The sequence below is a fragment of the Achromobacter sp. 46006 genome (assembly GCF_059761975.1).
The window spans coordinates 127018-140638 of record NZ_JCBANN010000003.1; the positions used below are offsets into that span (position 1 = coordinate 127018).

A 13621-nucleotide genomic window follows, 5' to 3' on the forward strand; every position below is an offset into this window, starting at 1 on the left:
CGTCGGTAATTGGTGTTTGAGTAAGAGTTTAATTCATTAGAGTCTTGATTTCTAATAGTTTTCGGCTAAACCGCGCATTGTCGAAGGCCGGTCCGGTCCCGCTTTGGCCGGCGCCAGCCGGGACGATTCGGTCCGCCCGGCGCGGCTGCGCCCAGCCGCCGTGCGACACTCTCGGACGTCCGCCGCGCCCAAGCGCGCCCCGTCCCATGCCCTTGCCGCGCCGGCCCGCCCGGCACCCTGCCCATGCCGCTCACCCACACCGCCGCTGAACTATCCGCCTGGCTGCGCCTGTCCCTGGAACCGGGTATCGGTTCCGCCACCGCCTGCACGCTCCTGGGCGCCCTGGGGCTGCCCGAACAGATCTACGCCCAGCGCGCCACCGCCCTGGCGCGTCAACTGCCGGAGCCGCTGGCGCGCCAGTTGGCCGCGCCCATGCCGGCCGACATGGCGGCCCAGGTCGACGGCGCCCTGCAATGGGTCGAGGCGCCCGGCCACCACATCCTGACGCTGTCCGACCCAAACTATCCGCAAAGCCTGCTCACCATCGCCGACCCGCCCATCCTGCTCTATGTGAACGGCGATCCGGCCTATCTGCAAGGGCCGTCGCTGGCGGTGGTGGGCGCGCGCAACGCCACGCCCGGCGGCCAGGAAAACGCCCGCGCCTTCGCCCGCCACCTGGCCGGCAACGGCTGGCGCGTGGTCAGCGGCCTGGCCCTGGGCATCGATGCCGCGGCGCATGAAGGCGCGCTGGACGCCGGGCCGGACGGCGCCGGCACCGTCGCCGTAATGGGTACCGGCATCGACCGCATCTATCCGGCCCGGCATCGCGACCTGGCTCACCGCATCGCCGCGCACGGCGCGCTGGTGTCGGAACTGCCGATGGGCACGGGTGCCCTGCCGCAGCACTTCCCCAAGCGCAACCGCATCGTCGCCGGGCTGGCGCGGGGCGTGCTGGTGGTGGAAGCGGCCAGGCAGAGCGGCTCGCTGATCACCGCGCGGCTCGCAGGCGAAAGCGGGCGCGAGGTATTCGCCATTCCCGGGTCGATCCATTCGCCACTGTCGCGCGGTTGCCATGCGCTGATCCGCCAGGGCGCCAAGCTGGTGGAAACCGCGGCCGACATCACCGACGAACTCGGCGGCGCGCCGCAGCCGGGGGCCCGTCGATCGGCCGCCCCGGCCGAAGCTACGGCGCCGGACCATCCGGTACTTGAAGCCCTGGGCTTCGACCCCCTGCATCTGGATGCCATCCAGGCGCGCTGCGGCCTGGACAGCGCCACGCTGCAGGCGCAACTGCTCGAACTGGAACTGGCCGCGCGCGTGGCGCGCCTGGACGACGGCCGCTTCCAGCGCCTGAAATAGCGGCGCCGGCCCGGGCGAGACGGCGCCATGGCCGACGCATGGACGTCCGCGCGGCAAGCAACGGACGGGGCCGGATGCGATGGCGCTAATATTGTCCCTGCACCGGGCCGCCGCCGCGGCCGCCCGCCGATACCGATACAGGAAGAGACATGGCATTGCCCACACGCGTCAAGATCGTCGAGGTTTCGCCCCGCGACGGCCTGCAGAATGAAAAGGAATTCGTGCCCACCGACATCAAGGTGGAACTGATCGACCGTCTCGCGGCCGCCGGCTTTCCCAACGTCGAGGCGGCCTCGTTCGTGTCGCCCAAGTGGGTGCCGCAGATGGCCGACGGCGCCGACGTCATGGCGCGCATCCAGCGCCGCCCCGGCACGATCTATTCGGTGCTCACGCCCAACATGAAGGGCTTCGAGGGCGCGCTGGCTGCCCGCGCGGACGAGATCGTCATCTTCGGCGCGGCCAGCGAAGCCTTTTCGCAGAAGAACATCAACTGCTCCATCGCCGAATCCATCGCGCGCTTCGAACCCGTGGTGCAGGCGGCCCGTGCGGCCGGCATCCGCGTGCGCGGCAGCATCAGCTGCGCGCTGGGCTGTCCCTACCAGGGCGAAGTGCCGATCGAATCCGTGGTGGACGTGGCCCAGCGCTACCTGGCCATGCAGGTCGACGAGATCGACGTGGCCGACACCATCGGCGTGGGCACGCCGCAGCGCGTGCGCGACGTGATGGCCGCGGTCACCCGCGTGGTGGACCCGGCGCGCGTCTCGGGCCATTTCCATGACACCTACGGCCAGGCGCTGGCCAACATCCTGGCGTCGCTGGAAACCGGCATCTCGATCTTCCACGCCTCGGTGGCCGGCCTGGGCGGTTGCCCCTACGCCAAGGGCGCGACCGGCAACGTCGCCACCGAAGACGTGCTGTACATGCTGCGCGGCCTGGACATCGACACCGGCGTGGACTTCGACGCGGTCGTGGACATCGGCCAATGGATGTCGGCCAACCTGAACCGCAAGGGTTCCAGCCGCGCCGGCAACGCCATCGCCGCCAAGCGGGCCGCCTGAAACGAAAATCCGTAGAATGGCTGCGCGCGTTTCGCGTGAGCGCCGGGCACACCCGGCGCAGGTCTTCTCGCAACGCTACCGGAACACCGCAGCCGCATGACGCCCCCCGCTCCGCCCCCCTCGCCCGAGGATCACGCCGCCCTGCTGCGCGCGATCGGCCCGCTGCCCCTGTCGGGGCAGGCCTGGCCCGATTGGGTGCGCATCCTGACCTGGGTCATCCTGGCCGTGCTGGGGGTACAGGTCGTCACCAGCGCCATCCGCGCTCCGGACCAGCCGCTGGACGGTCTCATGGCCGTGGCGGTGGGCCTGTGCTTCATCGGCCTGCTGTTCGTGTCCTGGCACATGCAGACGTCCATCACCACCATCGACGAGCGCGGCCTGCGCCAGACCTGGTTCTCGCGCCGCGAAGTCGCCTGGGACGAGGTGCGCGAAGCCCGCTTCGTGCCGATGATTTTCTCCAAGCGGCTGGTGATCTTCACGCATCGCGGGCGGCCGTTGATCTTCCAGGGCGGCACGCGCGAACTGCGTACGGCTTTCACCCGGATCGCTCAGGTGTACCGGCGCGGCTGACGCTGCGCGCGGAGCGTCCCGGATGCAAGGTACATCCAATGAAAAAACCGATGCCGTGGCATCGGTTTTTTCATTGGCGGGGCCGGACGCCGCCGCCGACACGCGCCCGGCTCAGCGGATCGGCAGCGCGTACATCAGACCGCCCTGCGTCCACTGCGCGTTCAGGCCGCGCTTGATCTTCAGCGGACTGCCCTGGCCGACGTTGCGCTCGAAACTCTCGCCGTAATTGCCGACCTGCTTGACGATGTTGTAGGCCCACTTTTCATCCAGCCCCAGGTTGGCGCCGGCGCCGGGCGTCACGCCCAGGATGCGCTTGATGTTGGGGTTGTTGCTCTTGGCCTGCTCATCGACGTTCCTGGAGGTCACGCCATATTCCTCGGCCTCGATCATGGCCGACAGCGACCAGCGCACGATGTTCAGCCAGGCATCGTCGCCCTGGCGCACGAACGGGCCCAGCGGCTCCTTGGAGATGATCTCGGGCAGGACTACGTAGTCGTCGGGGTTCTGCAGCTTGGAGATGCGGATCGAAGCCAGGCCCGAGGCGTCGGTCGAGAACACGTCGCAGCGGCCCGCGGCAAAGGCGTTGACCACCTCGTTGAAGGTTTCGATCACCACCGGCTTGTAGGTGACGTTGTTGGCGCGCGCCCAGTCGGCCAGCGTGTTCTCGTTGGACGTGCCGGTCTGCAGGCAGATGGTCGCGCCGTTGATCTCCTTGGCGCTCTTGACGCCAAGCGACTTGGGCACCAGGAAGCCTTGGCCATCGTAGAAGTTGATGCCGGCATGGATGAGACCCAGCGCCGTATCGCGCTGCTGCGTCACGGTGGTGTTGCGGGTCAGCACGTCGACTTCGCCGGACTGCAGCGCGGTGAAGCGCTGCTGCGAATTGAGCGGCACCACCTTGATCTTGTCGGCATCGCCGAACACGGCCGCGGCGATGGCGCGGCACAGGTCCACGTCCAGCCCCTGCCACTTGCCCTGCGCGTCGGGCGCGGAAAAGCCGGCGAAGCCAGTGGTGGTGCCGCACGCGACCGCGCCGCGCTGACGCACCACATCCAGCGTGGCCGCCTGAGCCCCTTGTGCCACGGCGAACAACAACGCCGCGCCCGCCAACCCTTTTGCAATGTCCATGACTCGTTTTCCTGTTGTACCGGGGCGCAAGCGCGCCGAGGCGAGAAGCTTATCGGCATGCGGCGCCCGCGCCAAATAACAAGCGCTCATTTGGGTATATCACGCCGCCAGCGAGATCGACACCGGCAGGTTGGCCTCGCAGGCATCCAGCGCGCGGCTCAGGCGCTCCATGCCCTGGGCGATCTGACTTTCGTTCATGGTGGCGAATGACATGCGCATGGCGTGCAGGTCGGCCTGCGCCGGGTCGGCGTAGAACGCCTTGCCCGGCACATAGACCACCTCGTGCTCGATGGCGTAAGGCAGCAGGCGGGTGGCATCGACCTCGCCGGTCAGGCGCGCCCAGAAGAACATGCCGCCCTCGGGCTTGCTGAACGTGACGCGGCCGTCCAGTTCGCGCGCCAGGGCCGTGGCCATGGCATCGCAGCGCTGGCCATAGGCGGCGCGGATGCGTGGCACATGCTCTTCATAGCGGCCGTTGGCCAGGTACTGCGCCACCACTTCCTGGATCCAGGCGGACGAAGCCATGTCATCGGCAGCCTTGGCGCCGACACAGCGGCGGCGGATCTCGGCCGGCGCCACCAGCCAGCCGATGCGCAGGGCCGGCGCCATGGTCTTGGACATGCTCGCCAGGTACACGGCCCAGTGGCGCGCCTCGCCCTCGGCCAGCGCCATGATGGGCGGCACCGCCTCGCCGGCGAAGCGCAGTTCGCTGTAGGGGTCGTCCTCGACGATCAGGAAACGGTGCTTGACCGCCAGTTCCAGCAGGCGCAGGCGGCGTTGGCGCGAAATGGTGGCGCCGCACGGGTTGGAGAACGACGCCACCACGCAGACGACCTTGGGCTTGACGCGGGTGGCCAGCTCGTCGAGCGCGTCGATGTCGATGCCATCCGGGCCCGACGCCACGGTGTGCACGGTGGCGCCGGTGTAGCGCAGCGCCTGCACGGAATTGGGGAAGGCGGGCGATTCGATGATGGCGTGGTCGCCCGGTTGCAGCATCACCCGGCTCAACAGCGCCAGCGCCTGCTGCGAGCCGCCCGTGACGGCCAGTTCGGTATCCGCGTTGCACTGCAGGCCGCGCGCCGCCGACAGCCGCGCCAGCTCGTGGCGCAGGCTGGCCTGGCCATCGATGTTCGAGTACTGCAGGCAGGCGCCCAGGCGCGCCAGCACCTGCGTCGAGGCGACCGACAGGCCGTCCACGTCGAACAGTTCCTGCGCGGGATAGCCCCCGGCCAGCGAAATCGTGCCCGGACGCAGCGCGTAGGGCATGAGCGAACGGATCGGAGAGGCGGGAGGATTCAGGAAGGGTGTGGCAAAAGCGTACTCGGGCGCGGCGCTGGACATGGCGGAGGGGAACGGCAAGAGGGGGGAAGGAAGCCGCGCGGTCCATGGGGGTCGCGCCGGCAGGTCTAGAACATTGAAATCTAAACAAATGTGCTGAAATTCTAAGCCTGCGCTTCGGACAGGGTCAACGAAGAGGCGCCACGGACGGCCCCCGGTGTGGCGAAACGGGGCACGCGCGTCCTACACTATGGGACATCCCGTTCCCAAGAGAGCCGCATGACCGAAGTAGACACCATGGCAACCCGCCTGGCCCGCATCCGGCAACGCATCGCCCAGGCCTGCGAACGCGCCGGCCGGGCGCCGGACAGCGTGACCCTGTTGCCCGTCAGCAAGACGTTCGAGGTCGACGCCATCCGCGAGGCCATGGCACAGGGCCTGACCCGCTTCGGCGAGAACAAGACGCAGGAACTGCGCCAGAAGGCCGCGGCCCTGGCCGGCCAGGGCCTGCAATGGGTGCTGATCGGCCACCTGCAGACCAACAAGGCCAAGGACGCCGCCCGCGACGCCACCGAGTTGCAATCGCTCGACCGCCCGGACCTGGCCGAGGCGCTGCACCGGCGCCTGGTCAACGAGGGGCGGACCCTGGACGTGCTGGTGCAGGTCAAGACCTCCGCCGAACCCAGCAAATACGGCATGGCGCCCGGCGAGGTCGCCGCCTTTCTGCGCCGCATCGCGGCGGACTTCCCCACGCTGCGCGTGCAGGGCCTGATGACCATGGCCGTGAATTCCCCCGATCCGCAGGCGGTCCGTGCCTGCTTCCGTGCCCTGCGCGAGCTGCGCGACCAGTTGCGCCAGGAGGGCATCGCCGGTGTGTCGCTGGAGCGGCTGTCGATGGGCATGAGCGGCGATTTCGAACTGGCGATCGAGGAAGGCTCGACCGAGGTCCGCATCGGCACCGCCATCTTCGGCGCCCGCAACTACCCGGATCCGCAATAAGACGCCGGATCCCGGGCGTGAAACAGGCGCATATTGCCGCGTGCCCGGGGCATAATAGCGTCGCAAAAACGAGGAGACATTCCATGCACAAGCACGCCCGGCGCCTGTTGGCGCTTGCCGCCCTGTCGCTGGCCGCCACCGCGGCCGCGGCCCAATCCTGGCCCACTCAACCCATCCGCTGGATCGTGCCCTACCCGGCCGGCGGCGGCGCCGACGTGGTCGCGCGCACCGTCGCCAGCGGCCTCGAAAAGCCGCTGGGCCAGACCATCGTGGTCGAGAACCGCCCTGGCGCCGCCACCATCATCGGCGCCACCGCGATCTCGCAGGCCGAACCCAGCGGCTACGTGATCGGCACCGCCGACTCCGGCACGCTGGCGTACAACCCGACGCTGTACGCCAAGCTGGCCTACGATCCGACCAAGTTCACCTATATCGGCGGCATCGCCAAGTTCCCGCTGCTGCTGGCGGTGAACGTCAATTCGCCCTACAAGACGGTCGCCGACGTGATCCAGGCCGCCAAGAAGGAGCCCGGCAAGCTGACCGCCGCCTCGGCCGGCGCCGGCTCGCCGCACCACCTGGCGCTGGAACTGTTCAAGCAGCGCACCGGCGCCAACCTGCTGCACGTGCCCTACAAGGGCGCGGCGCCCGCCATCCAGGATCTGCTGGGCGGGCAGGTGGACGTGATGTTCATAGACCTGGCCGCGGGCCTGCCCAACGTCAAGGCCGGCAAGCTGCGCGTGCTGGGCGCCGCCACGCCCGAGCGCGTCGCCGTGCTGCCCGACACGCCCACGATGGCTGAACAAGGCGTGTCCGACTTCACCGCCTACGCGTGGCAAGGCCTGGTCGCTCCCGGCGGCCTGCCCGAACCCGTGGTCAAGAAGCTGTCCGCCGAACTCGACGCCACGCTGAAATCGCCGGCCGTGTCGCAGAAAATGCTGGACATGGGCGTGATCCCGATGCCGATGTCGGCGCAGGACTTCAAAGCCTATGCCGACAAGGAACGCGCCACCTGGGCCGAAGTGATCAAGAAGGCCAACATCAAGCTCGAATGAGCTGGCCCCGCCAAGAAAACGCGGCCCCGAGGGGCCGCGTTTTCTTTGGTGACGTGCCGTCGCCAGCGACGGCACGATGGTTGGTCACTTGCCCGGAAGCTTGACCGCCAGGCGCAGGGACTCCACGCATTGCCGGCCCTGCTCGATGGCCTGGCCGAACGCCTCCGACACGATATCGGCATGGCTGAACCAACTGACCTTGCGGACGCTGCGGTAGCGGTACTGGTAACCGGAGTTGGCGGGCTTGCCATCCAGGTCCACGTCGATCCAGGGCGAGCGCACCTGGCAATGCAGCGCCCGCGCATCGACCTGGCCGCCCGCCAGCGTCACCTCGTACGAAGATATCTCCGGCGTGCCGAGATAGATATCCGCCAACTGGCCGGTCTGGCGGTAGCGGGCGAAGGACTCCCAGTCATCGCCCAGGTGCGACTGCGTGTGCACATACCTCCCGCCGACACGCTCCAGCGCCCGCAGGTCCACCAGCGTGGCGTCGATACGGTAGGCGGCCGGCACCACGAAATCGCCGGCGGCGCGTTGCAGCCGGCAATCGCGGTTCTCGGCGGCAAAGCTGCGGCACAACGCCTGGTCCATCGCCGTCGCGCCGTTCTGTAGATCGCCCACGCTGATCTGCGCCGCCACCATGCGCCCGACCTCGACAGAGGCGCGCACCTGCGCCTGCCCATCCTGGCCGAACCGCTCATGGCGTGTCACAACCACGCCCGCGCCCGGCGCTTCCAGCGCAATATCCTCGCGCCGCATACTGCCCTGACTGTCCATGACGAACGCCCAGCGCTGCTGGATATCGGGCATGGTGAAGCCCGGCACGAACACCGGGTTGGTGGGATCCAGCCACCAGGTCGCGCCCTCCACCCGGGCACGCACGATGGCGTGGTTGGGCGCCGCCAGCCCCGGCAGCAGGACGTCGGGCGCCATGGTGCCGCGCGTCACCAGCGCGGGTTCGGCCTCGATGCCGGCCGCGCGCAGCATGGCCACCAGCAGCACCGCCAGGTCCTTGCAGTCGCCATAGCCGCGGCGCTCGATCTCGTCCAGCGCGAAAGGGATCTGGCCGCGCTCGCTACTGCGCCAGTCGCCCAGGTAGCGATAGTGTTCGTGCAGATGGCGCATCAGGCCGGCCACGAGCTTGGGCGCGGGCTGGCCGCGCTGCGCCGTGACCGCGGCGGCGGCGTTCGTTGGCAAGGCGGCCGCCAGGATCTCGTTGTAGCGCTTGGCGAACGGGCCGAAATAATCCTGCAACGCGACGGCACTGCCGATCTCCAGGCGCGGCGACTGCCGCAGATAGCCCTGGTCCGACTCGTTGACGTAGGCATAGTAATAGGGCGTGGCCTTCAGCTCCACCGTGATCCGCCTGGCATCGGGCGTCGCCTCGACGCGATAGGCGTCCATGGCCTGCCCGCGCCAGACCATCGGGCGATCGGCGCTGAACTCGGCCCGGAAGCGCTCCTGGCGCACGGCGCGCGGTTGCAGGTCCAGCACGTAGTGGAACTGCGTGGCCGAGGGAATGCCGGCGAAGCGTTCGCGCAGGGTGTAGACGATGGTGCTGCCCACCCGCAGGTTGGGAAAGGCCAGCGAGGTCTGCTTCTGCCGCAGGAAGCCCTGGTCTGGGTTCGGCGCCATGCGCGTATCGATCTGCGTGGCGGCGAGCGGCAGCGGCTTCTCTCCCGGCTGGATCAGCTCCGCGCGCTCCACCTTGAGCGTGTCGTTCTCGGCGTAGCTGCGGTCGATGCGCGAGACCAGGTCGCGTCCGGCCAGCGTCAGGATGGTGTAGCGGTAGGTGCTGACGCACTCGGTGCTGTTGTCCTGGCCGAAGTGGCAATGGAATTCGGTTTCACCGGAAAGCGGCGCTTCGGCGATGGGTTGGCGCGCGGCGTGGGCCGGCAGGCTGGCCGTGGCCGCCAGGAAGAAGGCCAGGATGGGCGTATGGGGAAAAACAGGCATGGGCAATACAGCGCCTCGGGTTACAACTGAGACGCAATGTTATTTGCAATAAAATTGCAACACAAGCTTTCCGTTGCTGCGGGTGCCCGCGCCGGTCAACCCAAAGCAAAACGCCCGGCGTCACCGCCGGGCGTTGCGTCCTGCCGCCACGGTGGCGGCGCTTACACCAGCACGCGCTCGATGCCGCCCGCGTTGGCGCGGCGCACGTAGTCTTCCATCCAGCCTTCGCCGAGGATGTGGCGCGCCATCTCGACCACGATGTAGTCGGCATCCATGCCGGTGTCGCCCTGGTAGCGCGACAGCCCCTGCAGGCACGACGGGCACGAGGTCAGCACCTTGACGTCACCCGTGAAGCCATCGCTGCGCAGCGCGGCATCGCCCTTGAGCAGCTCTTCCTGCTTGCGGAAGCGCACTTGGGTCGAGATGTCCGGCCGGCTGACCGCCAGCGTGCCCGACTCGCCGCAGCAGCGGTCGCTCTTGACCGCGCCGTCGCCCACCAGAGAACGCACGGTCTTCATCGGGTCCTGCAGCTTCATCGGCGTGTGGCAGGGGTCGTGGTACATGTAGCGCACGCCCTTGGCGCCTTCCAGCTTGATGCCCTTTTCCAGCAGGTATTCGTGGATGTCGATCAGGCGGCAGCCCGGGAAGATCTTCTCGAACTCGTAGCCGGCCAGTTGGTCGTAGCAGGTGCCGCAACTGACCACGACGGTCTTGATGTCCAGGTAGTTCAGCGTGTTGGCAACGCGGTGGAACAGCACCCGGTTGTCGGTGATGATCTGCTCGGCCTTGTCGGTCATGCCGTTGCCGCGCTGCGGATAGCCGCAGCACAGGTAGCCCGGCGGCAGGACGGTCTGCACGCCGGCATGCCACAGCATCGCCTGCGTGGCCAGGCCGACCTGCGAGAACAGGCGTTCCGAACCGCAGCCCGGGAAATAGAACACCGCTTCCGTGTCGGCCGTGGTGGCCTTCGGATCGCGGATGATCGGCACGTAGTTCGCGTCTTCGATATCGAGCAGCTTGCGCGCGGCCTGCTTGGGCAGCCCGCCCGGCATCTTCTTGTTGACGAAGTGCACCACCTGCTCGCGCAGCGGCGGCTTGCCCACGGTCGCCGGCGGCGCCGAGGTCTGTTTCTTCACCAGGCCCGACAGCAAGTCGTGGGCGGCGCGCTGCACCTTGTAGCCCACGCCCACCATCGCCTTGCGGGTGGCGTTGATAGTGGCCGGATCCTTGGCGTTCAGGAAGAACATGGCGCTGGCCGTGCCCGGATTGAACGACTTGCGGCCCATGCGCCGCAGCACGGCGCGCATGTTCATCGACACGTCGCCGAAGTCGATGTCGACCGGACAGGGGTTGTAGCACTTGTGGCAGACGGTGCAGTGGTCGGCCACGTCCTCGAACTCTTCCCAGTGCTTCAGGCTGACGCCGCGGCGGGTCTGCTCTTCGTACAGGAAGGCCTCGACCAGCAGCGAGGTCGCCAGGATCTTGTTGCGCGGCGAGTACAGCAGGTTGGCGCGCGGCACATGGGTGGCGCACACCGGCTTGCACTTGCCGCAGCGCAGGCAGTCCTTGATCGAATCCGAGATGGCGCCGATGTCGCTCTGCTGCATGATCAGCGACTCGTGGCCCATCAGGTTGAAGCTGGGCGTCCAGGCGTGGCGCAGGTCGGCGCCCGGCATCAGCTTGCCGGCGTTGAAGTGGCCATTGGGGTCGACGCGGCGCTTGTAGTCCTGGAACGGCGCCAGTTCGGCCTCCGTCAGGAACTCATACTTGGTCAGGCCGATGCCGTGCTCGCCCGAGATCACGCCGTCCAGGTCGCGCGCGATCTGCATGATGCGCTCGACGGCCTGGTGGGCCTCCTGCAGCATGCCGTAGTCATCCGAGTTGACCGGGATGTTGGTGTGGACGTTACCGTCGCCAGCGTGCATGTGCAGCGCCACGAACACGCGGCTCTTGAGCACGCGGCCGTGGATCGCCACCAGTTCGTCCAGGATCGGCTTGCGCGCCGCGCCCGAGAACGCGGCCTGCAGGCCGGCCAGCACCTCGGTCTTCCACGACACGCGAATGGTGCGGTCCTGCACCACATCGAACACGCGCGCCCGCGGCTGCGCCGCCAGGCGCTCGGTGAGCGTGGCGTGCAGATGCGACATGCCCAGGCCGTCCAGCTGCGGCATGGCGTCGGCCAGCGGCAGGTCCAGATTGTCCAGCAGCCACTGCCAACGCTGGCGCGCGGCGGCCAGCAGCTCGATGGCCTGGCGCGTGCGCTCGGCCAGCACCTCGGCGCGGGTCTCGTCGTCGGCGGCGTCTTCCGCCTTGCCGACCGGCAGCGGCGTACAGAGATAGTCGTCCAGCGCGTCCAGCAGGCGCAGCTTGTTGCGCGTCGACAGCTCGATGTTGATGCGCTCGATATGGTCGGTGTATTCGCCCATGCGCGGCAACGGGATCACCACGTCTTCGTTGATCTTGAAGGCGTTGGTGTGGCGCGCGATCGCGGCGGTGCGCGAACGGTCGAGCCAGAACTTCTTGCGGGCCTCGGCGCTCACCGCGACGAAGCCTTCGCCGTGCCGGGTGTTGGCCAGGCGCACCACTTCGCTGGCGGCCGCGGCCACCGCGGCCTCGTCATCGCCGACGATGTCGCCGATCAGCACCATCTTGGGCAGCGCGCCGCGCTTGCTCTTGGTGGCATAGCCGACCGCGCGCAGATAGCGTTCGTCCAGGTGCTCCAGGCCGGCCAGGATGGCGCCGCGGGCGCGGCCCTCGCCGTCCAGGTAGCCCTTGACCTCGACGATCGACGGGATCGCGTCGCGCGCCTGGCCGAAGAATTCCATGCAGACCGTGCGGGTGTACTTGGGCATGCGGTGCAGCACCCAGCGCGCCGACGTAATCAGGCCGTCGCAGCCTTCCTTCTGGATGCCCGGCAGGCCGGCCAGGAACTTGTCGGTGACGTCCTTGCCCAGGCCTTCCTTGCGGAACACGCGGCCGGCGATTTCCAGGGTCTCGGTCTTGAGCAGGCGTTCGCCCGGCTTGCCGCGGCCATCGAACCACTTGAGTTCGAAGCGGGCCACCTCCACGTCATGGATCTTGCCCATGTTGTGGTCCAGGCGCGTCACTTCGAGCCAGTTGCCGTCCGGATCGACCATGCGCCACCAGGCCAGGTTGTCGAGCGCGGTGCCCCACAGCACGGCCTTCTTGCCGCCCGCGTTCATGGCGATGTTGCCGCCCACGCACGAGGCCTCGGCCGAGGTCGGGTCCACGGCGAACACGAAACCGGCCGCCTCGGCCGCTTCCGACACCCGCTTGGTCACCACGCCGGCGCCGGCATGGATGACGGCCACGGGCTCGGTGAGCCCGGGCAGGATACAGGACTCGACCTTGCCCAGCTTGTCGAATTTCTCGGTGTTGATGACGGCCGACTTCCAGGTCAGCGGAATCGCGCCGCCGGTATAGCCGGTGCCGCCGCCGCGCGGCACGATGGTCAGGCCCAGCTCGATACAGGCGGTGACCAGCGCGGCGATCTCGTCTTCCGTATCCGGCGTCAGCACCACGAACGGGTATTCCACGCGCCAGTCGGTGGCGTCGGTCACGTGCGAGACGCGCGAAAGCCCATCGAACTTGATGTTGTCGCGCGCGGTGATGCGGCCCAGCACCTTCTGCGCCTGCTTGCGCAGCATGGCGGTCTGGTCGAACTCGCCCTCGAAGGCGGCGATGGCCGAACGCGCGCGGCCCAGCAGGCCCAGCACCTTCTCGTCGCGGTGCGGATCGTGGCCGGCTTCGGCCGGCGCGCCGGGTTCGCGGCGGCGGTCGATCTCGCCCAGGCGATGGTGCAGCGCATCGATCAACTGCTTGCGACGCTTGGGATTATCCAGCAGGTCGTCCTGCAGGTAGGGGTTGCGGCGCACCACCCAGATGTCGCCCAGCACCTCGTACAACATGCGGGCGGAGCGCCCGGTGCGGCGTTCGCCGCGCAGGTCGGTCAGCAGGCTCCAGGCGTCATCGCCCAGCAGACGGCCGACGATCTCGCGATCGGAGAACGACGTGTAGTTGTAGGGAATTTCGCGCAGTCGCGCGGGTGCGGTGGGCGGCGTCGCCCCGTTCAAGATGTGGCTGGCGAGAGGGGCGTTCATGGCGGCAAGAGGGGGCCCTTAAAAAATTATTTTATGCCATTGGCCGGAACTGCCCCCGAATACCCCCAGGGAAACGTCCAAAACCGTGACAATCCTGCGA

Annotated in this window: 9 protein-coding genes; 5 read left to right on the plus strand and 4 right to left on the minus strand. The window is 68.1% G+C overall.

What is annotated here, in order from left to right:
• The first annotated feature begins 243 nt into the window (after positions 1–243).
• From dprA to AC6LKG_RS02965, 3 genes are all read left to right on the plus strand, one after another.
• Positions 244–1359, plus strand: coding sequence for a DNA-processing protein DprA (gene dprA, locus AC6LKG_RS02955; RefSeq protein ID WP_498162592.1), 1116 nt, complete (start codon positions 244–246; stop codon positions 1357–1359).
• Positions 1360–1508: 149 nt separating this feature from the next.
• The gene (locus AC6LKG_RS02960) at positions 1509–2417 is read left to right on the plus strand and encodes a hydroxymethylglutaryl-CoA lyase (RefSeq protein WP_498162594.1); all 909 of its coding nucleotides are present in this window, start codon (positions 1509–1511) and stop codon (positions 2415–2417) included.
• Between the two features lie 96 nt (positions 2418–2513).
• Positions 2514–2987 carry a hypothetical protein gene (locus AC6LKG_RS02965; protein WP_498162596.1) on the plus strand — a complete coding sequence of 158 codons (474 nt, stop codon included), beginning with the start codon at positions 2514–2516 and terminating at the stop codon, positions 2985–2987.
• A gap of 111 nt (positions 2988–3098) precedes the next feature.
• Here AC6LKG_RS02965 and AC6LKG_RS02970 read toward each other — a convergent pair whose 3' ends face one another.
• Positions 3099–4115 (minus strand): amino acid ABC transporter substrate-binding protein, encoded by a 1017-nt coding sequence (locus tag AC6LKG_RS02970; protein WP_498162597.1) that lies wholly within the window; start codon positions 4113–4115, stop codon positions 3099–3101.
• A gap of 99 nt (positions 4116–4214) precedes the next feature.
• Positions 4215–5456, minus strand: a complete 1242-nt coding sequence (locus AC6LKG_RS02975) for an aminotransferase-like domain-containing protein (RefSeq protein WP_498162677.1) — start codon at positions 5454–5456, stop codon at positions 4215–4217.
• 216 nt (positions 5457–5672) lie between these two features.
• On the opposite strand from AC6LKG_RS02975, the gene AC6LKG_RS02980 reads away from it, so the two are divergent.
• Complete coding sequence (locus AC6LKG_RS02980) at positions 5673–6392, plus strand: YggS family pyridoxal phosphate-dependent enzyme (protein ID WP_498162598.1); 720 nt, start codon at positions 5673–5675, stop codon at positions 6390–6392.
• An 83-nt stretch (positions 6393–6475) separates the two neighbouring features.
• Positions 6476–7444, plus strand: a complete 969-nt coding sequence (locus tag AC6LKG_RS02985; RefSeq protein ID WP_498162599.1) for a Bug family tripartite tricarboxylate transporter substrate binding protein — start codon at positions 6476–6478, stop codon at positions 7442–7444.
• Positions 7445–7528: 84 nt separating this feature from the next.
• Here the strand turns inward: AC6LKG_RS02985 and AC6LKG_RS02990 are convergent, their stop codons facing one another.
• Together AC6LKG_RS02990 and AC6LKG_RS02995 are read right to left on the minus strand one after the other, a co-directional pair.
• On the minus strand, positions 7529–9400 hold the full coding sequence (locus AC6LKG_RS02990; RefSeq protein WP_498162601.1) for a DUF3857 domain-containing transglutaminase family protein: 1872 nt from the start codon (positions 9398–9400) through the stop codon (positions 7529–7531).
• A gap of 161 nt (positions 9401–9561) precedes the next feature.
• Positions 9562–13521 (minus strand): DUF3683 domain-containing protein, encoded by a 3960-nt coding sequence (locus AC6LKG_RS02995; protein ID WP_498162603.1) that lies wholly within the window; start codon positions 13519–13521, stop codon positions 9562–9564.
• Positions 13522–13621 lie beyond the last annotated feature (100 nt).